At 58.0% G+C, this 19,660-nt stretch carries 14 protein-coding genes; 4 read left to right on the top strand and 10 right to left on the bottom strand.

Annotated features, from left to right (window positions below; genetic code table 11):
• Positions 1–522: 522 nt before the first annotated feature.
• Positions 523–3,228, top strand: coding sequence for an HTH-type transcriptional regulator MalT (gene malT, locus IM291_RS18370; protein WP_047367202.1), 2,706 nt, complete (start codon positions 523–525; stop codon positions 3,226–3,228).
• A gap of 61 nt (positions 3,229–3,289) precedes the next feature.
• Here malT and IM291_RS18365 read toward each other — a convergent pair whose 3' ends face one another.
• Genes IM291_RS18365 through glpE form a run of 3 tightly spaced genes read right to left on the bottom strand, consistent with a single transcriptional unit; the run spans position 3,290 to position 5,275 of the window.
• Entirely contained in the window at positions 3,290–4,048 is a 759-nt protein-coding gene (locus IM291_RS18365; RefSeq protein WP_028014684.1) for a DeoR/GlpR family transcriptional regulator, read from the bottom strand.
• Between the two features lie 16 nt (positions 4,049–4,064).
• Entirely contained in the window at positions 4,065–4,895 is an 831-nt protein-coding gene (glpG, locus tag IM291_RS18360) for a rhomboid family intramembrane serine protease GlpG (RefSeq protein ID WP_028014685.1), read from the bottom strand.
• Positions 4,896–4,942: 47 nt separating this feature from the next.
• The gene (gene glpE, locus IM291_RS18355; protein ID WP_028014686.1) at positions 4,943–5,275 is read right to left on the bottom strand and encodes a thiosulfate sulfurtransferase GlpE; all 333 of its coding nucleotides are present in this window, start codon (positions 5,273–5,275) and stop codon (positions 4,943–4,945) included.
• Positions 5,276–5,463: 188 nt separating this feature from the next.
• On the opposite strand from glpE, the gene glpD reads away from it, so the two are divergent.
• Complete coding sequence (gene glpD, locus IM291_RS18350; protein ID WP_041911900.1) at positions 5,464–6,972, top strand: glycerol-3-phosphate dehydrogenase; 1,509 nt, start codon at positions 5,464–5,466, stop codon at positions 6,970–6,972.
• 35 nt (positions 6,973–7,007) lie between these two features.
• Here the strand turns inward: glpD and glgP are convergent, their stop codons facing one another.
• From glgP to asd, 6 genes are all read right to left on the bottom strand, one after another.
• Entirely contained in the window at positions 7,008–9,455 is a 2,448-nt protein-coding gene (gene glgP / locus IM291_RS18345; RefSeq protein WP_041911899.1) for a glycogen phosphorylase, read from the bottom strand.
• Between the two features lie 18 nt (positions 9,456–9,473).
• Positions 9,474–10,907: a glycogen synthase GlgA gene (glgA, locus tag IM291_RS18340; protein ID WP_192987456.1), complete on the bottom strand. Its 1,434-nt coding sequence runs from the start codon at positions 10,905–10,907 to the stop codon at positions 9,474–9,476.
• The gene (gene glgC, locus IM291_RS18335; RefSeq protein WP_028014690.1) at positions 10,907–12,202 is read right to left on the bottom strand and encodes a glucose-1-phosphate adenylyltransferase; all 1,296 of its coding nucleotides are present in this window, start codon (positions 12,200–12,202) and stop codon (positions 10,907–10,909) included. The genes glgA and glgC overlap by 1 nt, the downstream gene beginning before the upstream one ends.
• A 17-nt stretch (positions 12,203–12,219) precedes the next feature.
• The gene (gene glgX / locus IM291_RS18330) at positions 12,220–14,193 is read right to left on the bottom strand and encodes a glycogen debranching protein GlgX (RefSeq protein ID WP_028014691.1); all 1,974 of its coding nucleotides are present in this window, start codon (positions 14,191–14,193) and stop codon (positions 12,220–12,222) included.
• Positions 14,190–16,376 carry a 1,4-alpha-glucan branching enzyme gene (glgB, locus tag IM291_RS18325; RefSeq protein ID WP_045259374.1) on the bottom strand — a complete coding sequence of 729 codons (2,187 nt, stop codon included), beginning with the start codon at positions 16,374–16,376 and terminating at the stop codon, positions 14,190–14,192. The genes glgX and glgB overlap by 4 nt, the downstream gene beginning before the upstream one ends.
• 239 nt (positions 16,377–16,615) lie before the next feature.
• Complete coding sequence (asd, locus tag IM291_RS18320) at positions 16,616–17,719, bottom strand: aspartate-semialdehyde dehydrogenase (protein ID WP_192987449.1); 1,104 nt, start codon at positions 17,717–17,719, stop codon at positions 16,616–16,618.
• 177 nt (positions 17,720–17,896) lie between these two features.
• Here asd and yhgN point away from each other — a divergent pair, with 177 nt between their 5' ends.
• On the top strand, positions 17,897–18,490 hold the full coding sequence (gene yhgN, locus IM291_RS18315) for an NAAT family transporter YhgN (protein ID WP_003861574.1): 594 nt from the start codon (positions 17,897–17,899) through the stop codon (positions 18,488–18,490).
• 64 nt (positions 18,491–18,554) lie between these two features.
• Here yhgN and tusA read toward each other — a convergent pair whose 3' ends face one another.
• Positions 18,555–18,797 (bottom strand): sulfurtransferase TusA, encoded by a 243-nt coding sequence (gene tusA / locus IM291_RS18310; RefSeq protein WP_008503071.1) that lies wholly within the window; start codon positions 18,795–18,797, stop codon positions 18,555–18,557.
• Between the two features lie 167 nt (positions 18,798–18,964).
• On the opposite strand from tusA, the gene IM291_RS18305 reads away from it, so the two are divergent.
• Positions 18,965–19,630: a 7-cyano-7-deazaguanine/7-aminomethyl-7-deazaguanine transporter gene (locus IM291_RS18305; protein WP_192987448.1), complete on the top strand. Its 666-nt coding sequence runs from the start codon at positions 18,965–18,967 to the stop codon at positions 19,628–19,630.
• Positions 19,631–19,660: the final 30 nt, after the last annotated feature.

Below are 19,660 nucleotides of genomic sequence, written 5' to 3'. Positions count from 1 at the left end.
CTCTTCCTCCTCCCGTGGGGGATTAGGCAGGGAGGAGTAGCGGGGATGAGCGTAAAAGTGTGATCGAGGCCACTCTGAGAGCATAGCTGGAGTGTGCCCGGAAGATAAAAAAGTATCCGGGGAGAATGTCAAAGAAATGAAATGCGGTTTTGGATGAAATTAATCCACGCGGAAATGATTGCTTACGGAGAATAATATTTCAGCAATCGGGTCCTGCCTAAGGAGATTATTAATCTCACTCAACTTTACCCGAAGTTTATTAAATTCGACGTCATTATACCTTTCTGAAACCAGTTTCAGCCCAGCCTCGTGACATCCATACAAGCCAGCATTGACGCGGCATCAAAGCCTTTTCAAAAAAGTTCCAGTACTGGCCGGAATGTTTTGTGACAGAGTGCAAATTCAGAGCCACAAAAGCCAGACATAACTTGCAATAGTTCTCTTTCTGACCGACCTTATAGCTATTAATTACGAAGCGCAAAAAAAATAAATTCTCTCGTTCCCCACAGTGAAGTGAAACCTATGTTGATTCCGTCAAAATTAAGTCGCCCGGTTCGTCTTGACCATACAGTGGTCCGCGAGCGTCTGCTGGCTAAACTTTCCGGCGCGCATAATTTCCGACTGGCGCTGGTTACGAGCCCTGCAGGTTATGGAAAAACAACGCTCATTTCACAATGGGCCGCAGGTAAGAGCGATCTTGGCTGGTACTCCCTCGACGAAGGCGATAACCAGCAAGAGCGTTTTGCCAGCTATCTGATTGCCGCTATTCAACAGGCAACCAACGGACACTGCGTCGCCAGCGAGGCAATGGTGCAAAAGCGCCAGTACGCCAGTCTGTCCTCCCTTTTCTCTCAGCTGTTTATCGAACTGGCCGAATGGCATCGCCCGCTGTACGTGGTGATTGATGACTATCATCTGATCACGAACCCGGTTATCCATGAGTCGATGCGCTTCTTCCTGCGCCACCAGCCGGAAAACCTGACCCTGGTCGTGCTGTCACGCAACCTGCCGCAGCTCGGTATTGCCAACCTGCGCGTGCGCGATCAGCTTCTGGAAGTGGGCAGCCAGCAGCTGGCCTTTACCCACCAGGAAGCGAAACAGTTCTTTGACTGCCGCCTGACCTCGCCCATTGAGGCCTCCGAAAGCAGCCGCTTGTGTGATGATGTCGCGGGCTGGGCCACGGCGCTGCAGCTGATTGCCCTTTCTGCCCGGCAAAACAACAGCCCGACGCACCAGTCTGCGCGCCGTCTGGCCGGCATCAATGCCAGCCATCTTTCGGATTACCTGGTGGATGAGGTGCTGAACAGCGTTGATCCCTCCACCCGCAATTTCCTGCTGAAAAGCTCCCTGCTGCGCTCCATGAACGATGCGCTGATTGTGCGCGTAACAGGCTGTGAGAACGGTCAGCTGCAGCTGGAAGAGATTGAACGTCAGGGCCTGTTCCTGACGCGCATGGACGACCCCGGCGAGTGGTTCAGCTATCACCCGCTGTTTGGCAGCTTCCTGCGCCAGCGCTGCCAGTGGGAGCTGGCAACGGAATTGCCGGAAATCCACCGCGCCGCCGCTGAAAGCTGGATGGCGCAAGGCTTCCCGAGCGAGGCCATTCACCACGCGCTTGCCGCCGGTGACGCCAGCATGCTGCGCGATATCCTGCTTAACCACGCGTGGGGGCTGTTTAACCACAGCGAACTGACGCTGCTGGAAGAGTCGTTGAAAGCCCTGCCGTGGGAGAGCCTGCTGGAGAACCCGCGCCTGGTGCTGCTCCAGGCCTGGCTGATGCAGAGCCAGCACCGCTACAGCGAAGTGAATACCCTGCTGGCGCGCGCCGAGCAGGAGATGGAAAGCGAAATGGATATCACCCTGCACGGCGAATTTAACGCCCTGCGGGCGCAGGTCGCGATTAACGACGGCGATGCGGATGAAGCGGAACGGCTGGCGATGGTCGCGCTGGATGAACTGCCGCTGGCGAATTTCTACAGCCGGATTGTGGCTACCTCGGTGCACGGCGAAGTGCTGCACTGCAAGGGCGAACTGACGCGCTCCCTTTCGCTGATGCAGCAAACCGAGCAGATGGCGCGCCGCCATGATGTGTGGCACTACGCCCTGTGGAGCCTGATCCAGCAAAGCGAGATTTTATTCGCACAGGGGTTCCTGCAGGCCGCCTGGGAAAATCAGGAAAAAGCATTCCAGCTGATTCGTGAACAGCACCTGGAACAACTGCCGATGCACGAGTTCCTGTTGCGTATTCGCGCTCAACTGCTGTGGGCATGGTCGCGTCTGGATGAAGCAGAAAGCTGCGCCCGTCAGGGTGTGAACGTACTCTCTGGCTTCCAGCCTCAGCAGCAATTGCAGTGTCTGGCCCTGCTGGTGCAGTGCTCGCTGGCGCGTGGCGATCTGGATAACGCCCGCAATCACCTTAACCGTCTGGAAAACCTGCTCGGCAACGGTCAGTACCACAGCGACTGGGTATCGAACGCCGACAAGGTTCGGGTGATTTACTGGCAGATGACGGGGGACAAAAAATCCGCCGCCAACTGGCTGCGCCAGACGCCTAAACCGGAATTTGCCAATAACCACTTCCTGCAAAGCCAGTGGCGCAACATCGCCCGCGTGCAGATCCTGCTGGGTGACTTTGAGCCTGCCGAAATTGTGCTGGAAGAGTTAAACGAAAACGCCCGCAGCCTGCGTCTGATGAGCGATCTGAACCGCAACCTGCTGCTGCTCAACCAGCTTTACTGGCAGGCGGGCCGCAAAAATGACGCCCAGCGCGTGCTGCTGGAAGCCTTGCAGCTGGCGAACCGCACCGGGTTTATTAGCCACTTCGTGATTGAAGGTGAAGTGATGGCGCAGCAGCTGCGCCAGTTGATTCAGCTCAACACGCTGCCGGAGCTGGATCAGCATCGCGCCCAGCGCATTCTGCGCGAAATTAATCAGCACCATCGCCACAAGTTTGCGCATTTCGACGAGAACTTTGTTGAACGTCTGCTGAACCACCCGGAAGTGCCGGAGCTTATTCGCACCAGCCCGCTCACCCAGCGCGAATGGCAGGTGCTGGGACTGATCTATTCAGGTTATAGCAACGAGCAGATTGCCGGTGAGCTGGCGGTGGCGGCAACCACCATCAAAACGCACATTCGCAATCTGTATCAGAAGCTGGGCGTGGCGCACCGTCAGGACGCGGTGCAGCATGCGCAGCAGCTGTTGAAGATGATGGGGTACGGAGTTTAGTTTTGTGCGGCCTGATGCCCTCACCCCGGCCCTCTCCCACAGGGAGAGGGAGAACGGCTTTTCAACACAACTCTAACTGCAAATTATTATCCTTAATCACCTGCATCACGCCCGCCGGCGGCATCACGTCGGTATAGACCGCATCCACCATGCTGATGCTGCCCATGTTCACCATCGCGTTACGGCCAAACTTCGAGTGATCCACCACCAGCATCACGTGGCGCGAGTTTTCAATGATTGCGCGCTTGGTGCGCACCTCGTGGTAATCAAACTCCAGCAGCGAGCCGTCGGTGTCGATGCCGCTGATCCCCAGGATGCCGAAGTCGAGGCGGAATTGAGAGATGAAGTCGAGGGTCGCTTCGCCGATAATCCCGCCGTCGCGGCTGCGCAGTTCGCCACCCGCGAGGATGATGCGGAAATCATCTTTCTGCATCAACGTGTTGGCGACGTTCAGGTTGTTGGTCACCACGCGCAGGTTCTCGTGATCCAGCAGCGCATGAGCGACCGCTTCCGGCGTGGTGCCGATGTCAATAAACAGCGTCGCACCGTTCGGGATTTGGCTCGCCACTTTACGCGCAATGCGCTCTTTTTCTGCCGTCTGCGTGGCTTTACGGTCGTGCCAGGAGGTGTTGACCGAGCTGGAAGGCAGCGCCGCGCCGCCGTGGTGGCGCAAAATACGGTTCTGATCGGCCAGATCGTTCAGGTCACGACGGATGGTTTGCGGGCTGACGGCAAACTGCTCGACCAGCTCTTCGGTGCTGACGTATCCCTGTTTTTTGACCAGTTCGATAATGGCGTCATGACGTTGTGTTTGTTTCATCAATTATCCCTGAGAATTATGTTCGTTTTCGCGCATGGAGCGTGTCGGCAAGCGCCATTGCAAGACCGACGGCGAGGCCGGTGACGTGCGCACCATTGGCGATAGACATACCAAACAGATCAAACCATCCGGCAATTAGCCATATTAACGCAAAGGCTATTAATCCGCGTTGTAAATAGATGCCGCTTTCCGGGTCGCGCTCCCCGCGAAGCCAGACGTAGCCCATCAAAGCGTAGACGACACCCGACAGCCCGCCGAACCACGGGCCGCTGAATTTATGCTGTACATAGCCGCTCAGCAGGGCGCTGATTACGGTGATGACAATCAGCTTGCCGCTGCCGAGCCGCTTCTCAACGATACCGCCGAGATACCACCACCACAGCAGGTTAAAGAGGATATGCATCACCGAGAAATGCATCAGCGCGTGGGTAAAGTAGCGCCAGACGTCAAAATCCAGCGACGGATCATACGGCCACGCCAGCGCGATCATCACGCTCTGGTCGCCCACCACGTTCATAATAATGAAGACGATAATGCAGGCTGCCATCAGCAGCAGCGTAAACGGGCCCGCGCGCTCGCGTATCGTGGCAAGGAAGGGAAAGCGGCTGTAATGCAGTCCGCTGCCGGTCTGTCCGGATTGCCAGCTGGCCGCCAGATAGCGCGGGTCGCCAGGGTTTTCAAGGAAACGCGCCAGCTCCTCGTTGACCCGCGCAGCCTGGCTCTCGTCGGCCAGCCAGACGTCGGTCTGAGTATGTTGCTGAATGGTCAGAATAACGCCCTGCGTCGCCATATAGTCGACAAACGCCTGGGCGACGCGCGGGTTGGTAAAAGAGGTGATCATCAACATGGGCAGCGGTCGCTTATTTCCACACAAAAGGGGACAGTATAGCGGGATTAGCGCTCAAACGCGTATTCCACTTCTGCCGGGAAATGACGATGCCAGGCATCAAAGCCGCCGTCGACGCTGTATACCGCGTCATAGCCTTGCTGAATCAGATACTGCGCCGCGCCTTTGCTGCTGTTACCGTGGTAGCACATGACCATAACGGGCGTTTCGAAGTCGTTATCGCGCATAAACGCGCCCAGCGTGTCGTTGGTCAGATGAAACGCGCCCGGCGTGTGGCCCATGGCAAAACTCTGCGGGTCGCGGATGTCCACCAGCACCGCTTTTCCCTGGTGCATCTTCTGGTGGGCTTCTTCTACGTTAATACATTCAAACTGATCCATGGTGTTCTCTTTACAGTGGTCAACGACAAGATTTTACCCCGTAGTGTACGTCCTGGCGGCGGGTAAACGCCATTATGTTATCCATATCACTCTAAATTGTTTTTTTGATGTTACCAAAAGCGCGTTCCTTTGCTATTATGAGCGATATCGAACATTTTTGAGCTTTAACGAAAGTGCATGAGGGTGTTATGGAAACCAAAGATCTGATTGTGATAGGCGGTGGCATCAACGGTGCCGGTATTGCGGTTGATGCCGCAGGACGCGGTTTATCCGTGCTGATGCTGGAAGCTAACGATCTCGCCTGCGCGACGTCGTCCGCCAGCTCCAAGCTGATCCACGGTGGCCTGCGCTACCTGGAACACTACGAATTCCGCCTGGTCAGCGAAGCGCTGGCCGAACGCGAAGTGCTGCTGAAAATGGCCCCGCATCTGGCGATCCCGATGCGCTTCCGCCTGCCGCACCGCCCGCACCTGCGTCCGGCGTGGATGATCCGCATCGGCCTGTTTATGTACGATCATCTGGGCAAACGCACCAGCCTGCCGGGTTCGAACGGTTTGCGTTTTGGCTCAGAATCGGTCCTTAAGCCGGAAATCGTGCGCGGTTTCGAATATTCAGACTGCTGGGTTGACGATGCGCGTCTGGTGCTGGCGAATGCGCAGATGGTCGAGAAGAAAGGCGGCGAGGTGAAAACCCGGACCCGCGCGACCGCCGCCCGTCGTGAAAACGGCCTGTGGATTGTGGAAGCAGAAGACGTGGATACCGGCGAGAAGTTCAGCTGGAAAGCACGCGGCCTGGTGAACGCCACCGGCCCGTGGGTGAAGCAGTTCTTCGACGACGGCATGCACCTGCCTTCGCCGTACGGCATCCGCCTGATCAAAGGCAGCCACATTGTGGTGCCGCGCGTACATACCCAGAAGCAGGCCTACATTCTGCAGAACGAAGACAAACGCATCGTGTTTGTGATCCCGTGGATGGACGAATTCTCCATCATCGGGACCACCGACGTGGAGTACAAAGGCGATCCGAAAAACGTTGAGATCGACGAGAGCGAAGTGAACTACCTGTTGAAAGTGTATAACGCACACTTTAAGAAACAGCTGTCGCGCGACGACGTGGTCTGGACCTACTCCGGCGTGCGTCCGCTGTGTGATGACGAATCCGACTCACCGCAGGCCATCACCCGCGACTATACGCTCGATATTCACGACGTTGACGGTCAGGCACCGCTGCTGTCGGTGTTTGGCGGCAAGCTGACTACCTACCGCAAGCTGGCCGAGCACGCGCTGGAAAAACTGGCGCCGTACTACAAAGGTATTGGCCCGGCGTGGACCAAAGAGGCAGTGCTGCCCGGCGGAGATATTGGCGGAAACCGCGACGATTACGCCGCGAAGCTGCGCCGTCGCTTCCCGTTCATTACCGAAGGGATGGCGCGCCACTACGCCCGCACCTACGGCAGCAATACCGAGCTGTTCCTGGGCGACGCGAAATCGCTTGCCGATCTGGGTGAACATTTCGGCCACGAGCTGTACGAGGCCGAGCTGCGCTACCTGGTTGAGCACGAGTGGGTTCGCCGCCTTGAAGATGCCATCTGGCGTCGTACCAAAGAAGGGATGTGGCTTAACGCCGAGCAGCAGTCTCGCGTGGCGCAGTGGCTGCAGCAGCATGCGGGGAAGCGTGAGCTGTCGCTGGCGTCGTGATGTAAAAAGCCCGGTGGCGCCACCGGGCTTTGTTTTTACAACCGCACCGGATCAATATGCCAGATGTTCTCGGCATACTCCTTGATGGTCCTGTCAGACGAGAAATACCCCATGTTGGCGATGTTGTGCATCGCCGCGCTGGTCCACTTCTCCTGCTGACGGTACAGCTCGTCAACTTTATCCTGGCAGTCCACGTAGCTGCGATAATCCGCCAGCACCTGATAGTGGTCGCCAAAGTTAATCAGCGAATCCACCAGATCGCGATAGCGGCCCGGCTCGTCGGGGCTGAACACACCGGTCGCAATCTGCGTCAGGACCTGACGTAGCTCTTCATCCCCTTCATAGAACTCACGCGGGGAGTAGCCTTTCCTGCGCAGCGCCTCCACTTCTTCGGTGGTATTGCCGAAGATAAAGATATTCTCTTCCCCTACGTGCTCCAGCATCTCGACGTTCGCCCCGTCCAGGGTGCCGATGGTCAGCGCGCCGTTGAGGGCAAACTTCATGTTGCTGGTGCCGGACGCTTCCGTCCCCGCCGTGGAGATCTGCTCGGAGAGATCTGCCGCCGGGATGATCAGCTGCGCCAGGCTGACGCTGTAGTTCGGGATGAATACCACCTTCAGCTTGTCGCCAATCTCCGGATCCTGGTTCACCACCTTCGCCACGTCGTTGATCAGGTGAATAATGTGCTTCGCCATGTAGTAGGCGGAAGCCGCCTTACCGGCGAAGATCTTCACGCGCGGCACCCACTCTGCGGTTGGATCGGCCTTAATGCGGTTGTAGTGGGTGATTACGTGCAGCACGTTCATCAGCTGACGCTTGTACTCGTGGATGCGCTTGATCTGCACGTCAAACAGCGCTTTCGGGTTTGCGACCACGTTGAGGTGCATCGCCAGCCAGACCGCCAGACGTTTCTTGTTCAGCAGCTTGGCTTCCCGCACGGCCTTGTTCACCGTCGGGAAATCAATATGCTGCTTAAGCTCGCTCAGCTGGCTCAAATCGGTGCGCCAGGTGCGGCCGATATTCTCATCCAGCACGTCAGAGAGCGGCTGGTTGGCCAGCGCCAGCCAGCGGCGCGGCGTAACGCCGTTGGTGACGTTGCAGAAGCGCGTCGGGAAGATCTTCGCGAAGTCCGCAAACAGGGACTGCACCATCAGGTTCGAGTGCAGCTCGGACACCCCGTTCACCTTGTGGCTGATCACCACCGCCAGCCAGGCCATGCGCACGCGACGACCGTTGGATTCATCAATGATCGAGGCACGGCTCAGCAGCCCGGTATCGTTCGGATACTGCTCCTGCAGCGTCTTGAGGAAGTAGTCGTTGATCTCGAAGATGATTTGCAGGTGGCGCGGCAGAATTTTGCCGAGCATGTCCACCGGCCAGGTCTCCAGCGCTTCGCTCATCAGGGTGTGGTTGGTGTAGGAGAACACCTGGCACGTCACCTCAAACGCGTCGTCCCAGCTGAACTTGTGCTCGTCGATCAGCAGGCGCATCAGCTCGGGAATGGAGAGCACCGGATGGGTGTCGTTAAGGTGAATCGCGGTTTTCTCCGCCAGGTTGGCGTAGGTTTTGTGCAGCTGATGGTGGCGGCTGAGGATGTCCTGAATCGTCGCGGAGACGAGGAAATACTCCTGACGCAGGCGCAGCTCGCGCCCGGAGTAGGTTGAATCATCCGGATACAGCACGCGGGAGACGTTCTCGGAGTGGTTTTTATCTTCCACCGCCGCAAAGTAGTCGCCCTGGTTAAATTTACCGAGGTTGATTTCGCTGCTCGCCTGGGCATTCCACAGGCGCAGCGTATTGGTCGCATCGGTGTCATAGCCGGGGATGATCTGATCATAGGCCACGGCGAGGATCTCTTCGGTTTCCACCCAGCGGGACTTTTTCCCTTCCTGCTGAATGCGTCCGCCAAAGCGCACCTTGTAGCGCGTGTTGTGGCGCTTGAACTCCCACGGGTTGCCGTATTCCAGCCAGTAGTCCGGGGACTCTTTCTGGCGACCGTCAACGATGTTCTGCTTGAACATGCCGTAGTCGTAGCGAATACCGTAGCCGCGCCCCGGCAGCGCCAGCGTTGCCAGCGAGTCAAGGAAGCAGGCGGCAAGACGCCCGAGACCACCGTTACCCAGCCCCGGGTCGTTCTCTTCGTCAATCAGCTCTTCTAAATCCAGCCCCATCTCTTCCAGCGCGGTTTTGACGTCGTCGTAGATACCGAGCGACAGCAGCGCGTTGGAGAGGGTGCGGCCAATCAAAAATTCCATCGACAGGTAGTAAACCTGCCGCGTCTCCTGCGAAAGCTGGGCGCGGTTAGAGCGCAGCCAGCGTTCGACCATGCGGTCACGCACCGCAAAAAGGGTGGCGTTCAGCCACTCGTGCTTGTTGGCGATGACCGGATCTTTCCCGATGGTAAACATCAGCTTGTAGGCGATGGAGTGCTTTAACGCCTCAACGCTGAGCGTGGGGGAAGAGTAGCTAAATGGAGCGTTCATATCAGTAACTTCGCCTCGTTACATCAAGCGTTGATAAAGGTCGCGGTACGACTGCGCCGCAACGTGCCAGCTAAAGTCCATGGACATCGCCTGACGCTGAACGTAACGCCACAGGGATGGACGGGACCACAAGACGAACGCACGCCGAATCGCCCGAAGCAGCGACCAGGCATTACTGTCTTCAAAGACAAACCCGCTGGCGATACCGTCCGCCAGGTTTTCCAGAGAACTATCCGACACCGTATCCGCCAGCCCGCCCGTGCGGCGCACCAGCGGCAGCGTGCCGTATTTCAGACCGTAGAGCTGCGTCAGGCCGCAGGGTTCGAAACGGCTCGGCACCAGAATCACGTCCGCGCCGCCCATAATGCGGTGCGAGAATGCTTCGTGATAGCCAATCTGCACGCCCACCTGCCCCGGATGTTCCGCGGCGGCGGCGAGGAAACCTTCCTGCAGCACCGGGTCGCCCGCGCCGAGCAGCGCCAGCTGTCCGCCCTGCTCCAGTAAACCGGGCAGCGCCTCCAGCACCAGATCCAGCCCTTTCTGGCTGGTCAGGCGGCTGACCACCGCAAACAGCGGCACCTTGTCGTTGACCTTCAGCCCCATCGCAATTTGCAGCTGGCGTTTGTTTTCAGCTTTATCTTCCACCGAGTCGCGGCCATAGCGCGCGGCAAGCAGGAGATCGGTTTCAGGGCTCCAGATCTGCTCATCCACGCCGTTCAGAATGCCCGACAGGCGGCCTTCACGATGGCGCTGCTGCAGCAGCCCTTCCAGACCGTAGCCAAACTCCGGCTGGGTAATTTCACGCGCGTAGGTGGGGCTCACCGCCGTGATGTGGTCGGCGTAGTACAGCCCGGCCTTCAGGAACGAAATTTGCCCGTTGAACTCCAGCCCGTGCATGTTATAGAACGACCATGGCAGATCGATGTCATTCATATGATGCGCATAGTACATGCCCTGATACGCCAGGTTGTGCACCGTAAACACCGATTTTGCCGGATGCCCTTTTGCCGCCAGATACGCTGGCGTCAGCCCGGCGTGCCAGTCGTGCGCGTGGACCACATCCGGACGCCAGAACGGATCCAGCCCGACGGCCATCTCCGCCCCCGCCCAGCCGAGCAGTGCAAAGCGCAGCACGTTATCGGTATAGGCGAACAGGTTGGTATCGTGATACGGGCTGCCCGGACGGTCGTACAGATGCGGCGCGTCGATCAGGTAGATCCCTACGCCGTTGTAATGCCCAAACAGCAGGGTGATGCGTCCGGCAAACGTTTCACGGCGGGTCACGACCTTTGCATCAGGTATGCCGCGCCGGATATCCGGGAAGGCGGGCAGCAGGACGCGGGTATCGACTCCACCGGCGATTTGCGCCGCCGGTAATGCACCAAGAACATCCGCCAGGCCGCCCGTTTTTAACAACGGGAACATCTCAGAACATACGTGTAAAACCTGCATCATCGCTCCTGTTTGATCTGCAGCTTCCGCAACATTTCCCGTGTGACTAACACGATCCCCTCTTCAGAACGGTAGAAGCGACGCGCATCTTCTTCCGCGTTTTCACCAATCACCATTCCCTCAGGAATGACGCAGGCACGGTCGATCACGCAGCGACGCAGACGACACGAACGCCCTACCCAGACATCCGGCAGCAGAACCGCCGAATCGATATTACAGAATGAGTTTATACGCACGCGCGGGAACAGCACGGACTGCACCACCACCGAACCGGAGATGATGCACCCGCCGGAGACCAGCGAGTTCAGGGTCATGCCGTGGCTGCCGGATCGGTCCTGCACGAACTTCGCCGGCGGCAGGGATTCCATGTGGGTACGAATCGGCCAGTTCTGGTCGTACATATCCAGCTCAGGCGTCACGGACGCCAGATCGAGGTTGGCTTTCCAGTACGCTTCCAGGGTTCCCACATCACGCCAGTATGGCTCCGCATTCGGATCGGACTGCACGCAGGACAATGGGAAGGGATGTGCATAGGCCATGCCAGCTTTGGTAATTTTCGGGATGATGTCTTTACCGAAGTCGTGGCTGGAGCTTTCGTCTTTGTCGTCTTCTTCGAGCAGCTCATAAAGATAATCTGCATCAAAGACATAGATCCCCATGCTGGCGAGCGATTTGGTGTCATCGCCCGGCATGGTTGGCGGGTTCGCCGGTTTTTCAACGAAGTCGATAATCTTGTCGTCCGCATCCACGTGCATCACGCCAAACGCCGTCGCCTCGGCAACGGGCACCGGCAGACACGCCACGGTGCAGCGCGCCCCTTTTTCGACGTGGTCGATCAGCATGTGCGAGTAATCCTGCTTGTAGATGTGGTCACCCGCGAGGATCACGATGTATTCCGCGCTGTAGCGGCGAATAATGTCGAGGTTTTGGGTCACCGCATCCGCCGTGCCGCGGTACCAGTTTTCCCCGTGTACGCGCTGCTGCGCTGGGAGCAGATCGACAAACTCGTTCATCTCTTCGCTGAAGAATGACCAGCCGCGCTGAATGTGCTGCACCAGGGTGTGCGACTGATACTGCGTAATGACGCCAATGCGGCGAATGCCCGAGTTCAGGCAGTTTGAGAGCGCAAAGTCGATAATGCGGAACTTACCACCAAAGTGAACGGCCGGCTTGGCGCGCTTGATGGTCAAATCTTTCAGACGGGTACCACGCCCGCCCGCAAGTATTAGGGCAACGGTTTTTAATGGTAGCTGGCGCGCCAACATTAACGGATCGTTCTTCTCTAATCTAACCATGACTAACTCCTTTTTTATCATCTTTGGAATACGCACACTCCGTGCGCAGGCCCGTGCCAGACAGCCATTACTACCGGATTATCCGCTCCGGCAAAGGGGGGAACAGCTCGCCACTCCCCGTCAGGTAAAACAATCTCTGCGACGTCGTCCGTCGCGTTCAGCGTCACCAGCCACTTATCCGAAAGCAGGATTTGCAGGCAGGTGATGCCGTGTTGCCACTCTTGCGCGCTCAACGGCTGCGCGTCTTTATTCAGCCAGCTAACGTTGCCGTCGCCCTCTTCCCACCAGCTGTCGGCGGTAAGGGCGGGGATCTGCTGGCGAAGGTGGATCAGCGCCGCGGTGAAATGGGTCAACCCGCTGTTCGCCTCCCCCCAGTCGAGCCAGGTTAAGGTATTGTCCTGGCAATAGGCGTTGTTATTGCCGTGCTGGCTGTGGCCGTGCTCGTCGCCCGCCAGCAGCATCGGCGTGCCCTGAGACAGCAAAAGCGTCGTCAGCAGCGCATGAACGCTGGCGCGTCGCCGCTCGATCACATCCAGACTTCCGCCTAACCCTTCTATACCATGATTGAAGCTATGGTTATTGTTAGTGCCATCGCGATTCTCTTCGCCGTTGGCCTCATTGTGTTTCTGATTGAAACAAACGCAGTCGCGCAGCGTAAAACCGTCATGCGCCGTCACCAGGTTGATGGTGGCCGACGGACGTTTTCCGTCGCGCTTAAAGAGATCGCTGGAGCCGGCAAAGCGTCCGGCGAACTCGCCCAGCGACAAATCGCGCGCCAGCCAGAAGCGGCGGATGGCATCGCGGTAGTGGTCGTTCCACTCGGCAAACAGCGGCGGGAAGTTCCCCACCTGATAACCGCCTTCACCGATGTCCCACGGCTCTGCGATGAGCTTCACCGTTGAGAGCACCGGGCAGTTTTTTATCGCCTCAAACAGCGGCGCCTGCTGGCTAAATGCTGGGGTGCGCCCCATCACCGGCGCCAGGTCGAAACGAAAACCGTCCACGTGGAACGTTTCAACCCAGTATTTCAGGCATTCATACGCGTAATGCGTAACGGCCGGATGGCTGAGGTTGAGGGTGTTACCGCACCCGGTCCAGTTCTCGTAATCGCCATCTTCCCTGATCCAATAATAGCTACGGTTATCGATTCCGCGCTGTGAGAGCGTCGGGCCGTCAAGATCGCTTTCCGCACTGTGGTTCAGCACCACGTCCAGAATGACCTCAATGCCCGCGGCGTGGAGTGCCTTCACCGCGTCGCGAAACTCGTCCCGCGCTTTCTCCGGATGCACCGCGTAGCGCGGGTCGAGAGCGAACATCGCCAGCGGGTTGTAGCCCCAGTAGTTGCTTAACCCAAGACGCTGAAGACGCGGCTCGCTGGCGAAATGCGCCACCGGAAGCAGCTCCAGCGCGGTGATGCCCAAATGCTTCAGGTAAGCGACCATGGTCGGATGCCCCAGCGCTTTGTAGGTGCCGCGCATCTCTTTGGGGATCGACGGGTGCAGGTAGGTCAGCCCTTTGACGTGCGCTTCATAGATGACGGTGTTACCCCACGGCGTGCGCGGCGGGGCATCGTCTTCCCAGTCGTAGAGATCGTGCACCACCGCGCTTTTCGGCGCGACGGGCGCGCTATCGCGGTGGTCCGGTTCGCCGTAGCCGACGTGGAACAGCGGGTCGTCTTTAAACTCGCCGTCCACGCGGCGCGCGCACGGGTCAATCAGCAGCTTCGCCGGGTTAAACCAGTGCCCCTGAGATGGCTCCCACGGGCCGTGTACGCGGAAACCGTAGTGCATTCCCGGACGCCCGCCGGACAGGTAACCGTGCCAGATGTCTCCCGTGCGGGACGGTAAATCGTAACGGTGCTCGTTACCCTCCCCGTCAAACACGCAGAGCTCCACCCGCTCCGCGTGAGCAGAAAAGAGCGTGAAGTTCACCCCCTTTCCATCAAAACTCGCGCCGAGCGGTTCGGGTTTACCTGCCGTAAGCTGCGTCATTCTCCCTCCCGCATCAGCCAGATGGTGCCAAGCGGCGGCAGCGTCAGGCTCAGGGAGTTTGGACGCCCGTGGCTTTCAATCGCATCGCTCTGCACCAGCCCGCCGTTACCGGCGTTACTGCCATGGTAATGCATGGAATCGGTATTCAGGATCTCGCGCCATTTGCCCGGCTGGTTAATGCCGAAGCGGTAGTGTTCGCGCGGCACCGGCGTGAAGTTGCTGGCGACGATAATCTCGTTGCCCGCTTTGTCACGACGTACAAAGACAAACACCGAGCGCTCGTGGTCGTCCACCACCAGCCACTCAAAGCCGTACGGATCAAAGTCCAGCTCGTGTAGCGCTTTGTGGTGGCGGTAGGTCAGGTTCAGGTCGCGCACCAGACGCTGTACGCCGTGGTGCCAGTTGTCGCCGCCCTCCAGCAGATGCCAGTCGAGGCTGGTGTCGTGGTTCCACTCGCGACCCTGGGCGAACTCATTGCCCATAAACAGCAGCTTTTTGCCCGGGAAGGCAAACATCCAGCCGTAGTAGGCGCGCAGGTTGGCAAACTTCTGCCACGCGTCGCCCGGCATGCGGTCGAGAATGGATTTTTTGCCGTGCACCACTTCATCGTGCGACAGCGGCAGCATGAAGTTTTCGGTGTAGTTGTAGAGCAGCCCGAAGGTGAGCTTATCGTGGTGATACTGACGATAAACCGGGTCGAGCTTCATGTAGTCGAGCGTGTCGTGCATCCAGCCCAGGTTCCACTTGTACCAGAACCCCAGGCCGCCTGATGACGGAGGGCGGGAGACGCCCGCAAAGTCCGTCGACTCTTCCGCCATGGTCACGGCGCCTTCCACCTGCTCGCCGATGATGCGGTTGGTGTTGCGCAGAAATTCAATCGCTTCGAGGTTTTCACGGCCGCCATACTCGTTCGGGATCCACTCCCCCTCTTTGCGGCTGTAGTCGCGGTAGATCATCGAGGCCACCGCATCCACGCGCAGGGCATCAATACCGAAGCGTTCGATCCAGTACAGCGCATTCCCCACCAGGTAGTTTGACACTTCACGGCGACCGTAGTTGTAGATCAGCGTGTTCCAGTCCTGGTGATAGCCTTCGCGCGGGTCGCTGTGCTCGTACAGCTTCGTGCCGTCGAACTCTGCCAGCGCAAAATCGTCCGACGGGAAATGGCCCGGCACCCAGTCGAGGATCACGTTCAGCCCGGCGGCGTGCGCAGCATCAATGAAATAACGGAAATCATCGCGCGTGCCGAAGCGCCGCGTGGGCGCATACAGCCCGGTGGGCTGATAGCCCCAGCTGCCGTCGAACGGGTGCTCGTTAACCGGCAGCAGTTCGAGGTGGGTAAAGCCCATCCATTTGGCGTACGGCACCAGCTGGTCGGCGAGCTCCCGGTAGCTGAGCCAGAAGTTGTTGTCCGTGTGGCGGCGCCAGGAGCCGAGATGCACTTCGTAAACGGAGATCGGCGCATCAAAGCGGTTGGCCTGCTTGCGCTCCTCGGTCTGGACGACCTTCTCCGGCAGGCCGCAGATCAGCGATGCGGTATCCGGGCGCATCTGCGCCTCAAAGGCGTACGGGTCGGCTTTAATGCGTAGCTTGCCGTGCGCGTCGATCATCTCAAATTTGTAGAGCTGGCCATTATGCGCCCCGGGGATAAACAGCTCCCAGATGCCCGTCTCACGGCGCAGGCGCATCGGGTGGCGGCGACCGTCCCAGTAGTTGAACTGCCCAACGACGGAAACGCGCTGGGCGTTTGGCGCCCATACGGCAAAGCGCGTGCCGGTGATACCGTCCATGGTATCCGCATGGGCACCCAGCGTTTCGTAGGGGCGTAAATGGGTCCCTTCGGACAGCAGCCAGGCATCCATCTCTTTTAAGAGCGGCCCAAAGCTGTAGGGATCGTCAATCAGGTTTTGCTGGCCGTGCCAGATAACGGCAAGCTGATAGCGAAAGGGGTTTTTACGGCGGGGCATGACGCCCGAGAAGAAGCCGCGCGAGTCGAGGCATTCCAGATTACCCACCTTGCGGCCGGTTTTGGGTTCGATAACCCACACTTCTGTCGCATCCGGCAACAGCGCCCGAACTTCCAGTCCGGCCTCTGTACGGTGCATCCCTAGCACAGAAAAGGGGTCGGCAAAATGACCCGCAATAAGCGCATTAATCACGTCTCTCGAAATACGATCGGACATGGTATTCATCCTGTTTTTTTATGTCGCCCTTTTTACGCGCTCCGGGACGACTTTTAATGTGACCTAAACGGTGCAGTTGATCCTCTCTGCTCCGCCCTACCCTCAGGTGAGAAATAAATCTTCCTTAAAGCATAGCCAACGTCGTGGTTCCTCCTGATAAAAAATAAGACATCTGCGTTTTACTCCATGTAGTACGCAAAAAAAGGGGGTGACAATCACCCCCTGTGTTTAACAAATTATTACGCCAGCTGGCGCAGCATGCGGCGCAGCGGCTCGGCGGCCCCCCACAACAGCTGGTCGCCGACGGTGAACGCGGAGAGATACTCCGGCCCCATGTTCAGCTTGCGCAGGCGGCCAACCGGCGTGGTCAGCGTGCCGGTAACGGCAGCCGGGGTCAGTTCACGCATGGTGATATCGCGATCGTTTGGTACCACTTTCGCCCACGGGTTGTGCGCGGCCAGCAGCTCTTCCACGGTCGGAATAGACACATCTTTTTTAAGTTTAATGGTGAAGGCCTGGCTGTGGCAGCGCAGCGCGCCGATACGCACGCACAGACCGTCAACCGGAATGGTATTCGCGGTGGCGAGGATTTTGTTGGTCTCCGCCTGGCCCTTCCACTCTTCGCGGGTCTGGCCGTTATCCAGCTGTTTGTCGATCCACGGGATCAGGCCACCGGCCAGCGGTACGCCAAAGTTATCCACCGGCAGCTCGCCGCTGCGGGTCAGCTGAGTGACTTTGCGCTCGATGTCGAGGATGGCGGACGCCGGGTTTGCCAGCTCAGTCGCGACGCTTTGGTGCAGCTGGCCCATCTGGGTCAGCAGCTCGCGCATGTGGCGCGCGCCGCCGCCGGACGCGGCCTGGTAGGTCGCCACGGAGACCCACTCCACCAGGTCCTGCGCGAACAGGCCGCCGAGTGACATCAGCATCAGGCTGACGGTGCAGTTGCCGCCAACAAAGGTTTTCACGCCGTTGTTCAGGCCGTCGGTGATGACGTCCTGGTTAACCGGGTCGAGAATAATGATGGCATCGTCTTTCATGCGCAGTGAAGAGGCCGCGTCAATCCAGTAGCCCTGCCAGCCGCTTTCACGCAGCTTTGGATAGATTTCGTTGGTATAATCGCCGCCCTGGCAGGTCACAATAATGTCGAGTGCCTTCAGCGCTTCCAGATCGTAAGCGTCCTGCAACGTGCCTGTGGTACTACCAAAGGACGGAGCAGCCTGGCCGAGCTGGGAAGTGGAGAAGAAGACCGGGCGGATAGCGTCGAAATCGCGCTCTTCAACCATGCGTTGCATGAGTACAGAGCCGACCATACCGCGCCAGCCGATGAAACCAACGTTTTTCATAGCATTTTTTTCCTGCTGAGGGTGTGTGCTGATTGTGCAAGCCAGTATTGAACTGGGATATGCTTCACATTACAAAATGCTGCCAAAGTCGCAAGCGAAATTAATCGATGATTGCCCGGCAATCAGAAATACAGCTAATTATCATAATAACCATAGAGAGTTTCAGGGATAATTTACATGAGTGAAATCATTTCAGCAGCGGTTTTATTGATCCTGATAATGGATCCACTGGGCAACCTGCCCATCTTCATGTCGGTGCTGAAGCACACCGAGCCGAAGCGCCGCCGGGCGATCATGATCCGCGAGCTGCTTATCGCCCTGCTGGTGATGTTTATCTTCCTGTTTGCCGGTGAAAAAATTCTCGCGTTCCTGAACCTGCGCGCCGAAACGGTTTCCATTTCCGGCGGGATTATTCTCTTCCTGATTGCCATTAAGATGATCTTCCCGAGCGCCGAAGGCAGCAGCAGCGGCCTGCCCGCAGGCGAAGAGCCGTTTATCGTGCCGCTGGCGATTCCCCTAGTCGCGGGGCCAACCATTCTGGCGACGCTGATGCTGCTGTCGCATCAGTATCCGAATCAGATGAGCCATCTGGTGATTGCCCTGCTGATTGCCTGGGGCGGAACATTTATTATTCTGCTGCAGTCGTCGCTGTTCCTGCGCCTGCTGGGTGAGAAAGGGGTGAACGCGCTGGAGCGTCTGATGGGGCTGATTCTGGTAATGATGGCGACGCAGATGTTCCTGGACGGCATCCGGGCGTGGATGAAAGGATGACTTTCTCCCTCTCCCCGTGGGAGAGGGCCGGGGTGAGGGCATCAGGCCGCAGAGGACAGCCCACCTACCCCTTACGAATCAAATACCGGTACGGCAGCGCCTCGGTCTGCTGCGCCACCAGTTCATGCTCCATAAAGGTACAAAAACCGGGAATATCGCGCGTGGTGGCCGGATCGTCAGCAATAATCAGCAGCGTTTCACCGGTCTGCATGTTACGCACGGTCTTACGTACCATCATTACCGGCTCCGGGCAGCGAAGGCCCTGGGCATCAAGGGTGTGGTCTGGGCTGGAAAACAGGTCGGTCATGATCTTCTCGGTCAGATAAAAACGGCAGTAGTTTACGCCCCGGCGCGGGCAATGCAAACCAGGTTAACGATTGCGCAAAAACCAACCATTGCAATGTCCAGCCAAAGCAGTATCATGCTGCGGTTTTTATTGGGTTCCCTCACCCCAACGTATAAAAAGGTCACAATATGACGCAGTTCTCTGAATCACAGCGCGTAAAAGCGTTGTTCTGGCTTTCGCTTTTCCATTTGCTGGTGATCACCTCCAGCAACTACCTGGTGCAGCTCCCGATCTCCATTTTTGGTTTTCATACCACCTGGGGCGCGTTCAGCTTTCCGTTTATTTTCCTCGCCACCGATCTGACCGTGCGTATCTTCGGCGCACCGCTGGCGCGCCGCATTATCTTTGCGGTCATGCTTCCGGCGCTGTTCATCTCGTACGTGATCTCCTCCCTGTTTTACATGGGAAGCTGGCAGGACTTTGAGGCGCTGACACACTTCAACCTGTTTGTCGCCCGTATCGCCGCGGCAAGCTTTATGGCCTACGCGCTGGGGCAGATCCTCGACGTGCACGTGTTTAACCGCCTGCGTCAGAATCACCGCTGGTGGATGGCGCCGACCGCGTCCACGCTGTTCGGCAACGTAAGCGATACGCTGGCCTTCTTCTTCATCGCCTTCTGGCGCAGCCCGGATGCCTTTATGGCCGAGCACTGGATGGAGATCGCGCTGGTGGACTACTGCTTCAAGGTGCTCATCAGCATTGTTTTCTTCCTGCCGATGTACGGCGTGCTGCTGAATATGCTGCTGAAAAGGCTGGCAGATAAATCTGAAATCACGGCATTGCAGGCTGGTTAAGGGTTCGCTTTATCAGTTGTGATAAGATGG

The sequence above is a fragment of the Enterobacter cloacae complex sp. P27C genome, assembly GCF_014895705.1.
Lineage (GTDB): Bacteria > Pseudomonadota > Gammaproteobacteria > Enterobacterales > Enterobacteriaceae > Enterobacter > Enterobacter bugandensis.
Note: the sequence above shows the minus strand (reverse complement) of the source record. Positions and strands in the feature narration are given on the sequence as shown.

Excerpts from the sequence above, each read along its gene's own strand:
- glgB (WP_045259374.1), bottom strand. The coding sequence starts at position 16,376 with ATGTCCGATCGTATTTCGAGAGACGTGATTAATGCGCTTATTGCGGGT.
- yhgN (WP_003861574.1), top strand. The coding sequence starts at position 17,897 with ATGAGTGAAATCATTTCAGCAGCGGTTTTATTGATCCTGATAATGGAT.
- malT (WP_047367202.1), top strand. The coding sequence starts at position 523 with ATGTTGATTCCGTCAAAATTAAGTCGCCCGGTTCGTCTTGACCATACA.
- glgX (WP_028014691.1), bottom strand. The coding sequence starts at position 14,193 with ATGACGCAGCTTACGGCAGGTAAACCCGAACCGCTCGGCGCGAGTTTT.
- glgA (WP_192987456.1), bottom strand. The coding sequence starts at position 10,907 with ATGCAGGTTTTACACGTATGTTCTGAGATGTTCCCGTTGTTAAAAACG.
- glpG (WP_028014685.1), bottom strand. The coding sequence starts at position 4,895 with ATGTTGATGATCACCTCTTTTACCAACCCGCGCGTCGCCCAGGCGTTT.
- glgP (WP_041911899.1), bottom strand. The coding sequence starts at position 9,455 with ATGAACGCTCCATTTAGCTACTCTTCCCCCACGCTCAGCGTTGAGGCG.
- IM291_RS18305 (WP_192987448.1), top strand. The coding sequence starts at position 18,965 with ATGACGCAGTTCTCTGAATCACAGCGCGTAAAAGCGTTGTTCTGGCTT.
- glpE (WP_028014686.1), bottom strand. The coding sequence starts at position 5,275 with ATGGATCAGTTTGAATGTATTAACGTAGAAGAAGCCCACCAGAAGATG.
- tusA (WP_008503071.1), bottom strand. The coding sequence starts at position 18,797 with ATGACCGACCTGTTTTCCAGCCCAGACCACACCCTTGATGCCCAGGGC.
- IM291_RS18365 (WP_028014684.1), bottom strand. The coding sequence starts at position 4,048 with ATGAAACAAACACAACGTCATGACGCCATTATCGAACTGGTCAAAAAA.
- glgC (WP_028014690.1), bottom strand. The coding sequence starts at position 12,202 with ATGGTTAGATTAGAGAAGAACGATCCGTTAATGTTGGCGCGCCAGCTA.
- glpD (WP_041911900.1), top strand. The coding sequence starts at position 5,464 with ATGGAAACCAAAGATCTGATTGTGATAGGCGGTGGCATCAACGGTGCC.
- asd (WP_192987449.1), bottom strand. The coding sequence starts at position 17,719 with ATGAAAAACGTTGGTTTCATCGGCTGGCGCGGTATGGTCGGCTCTGTA.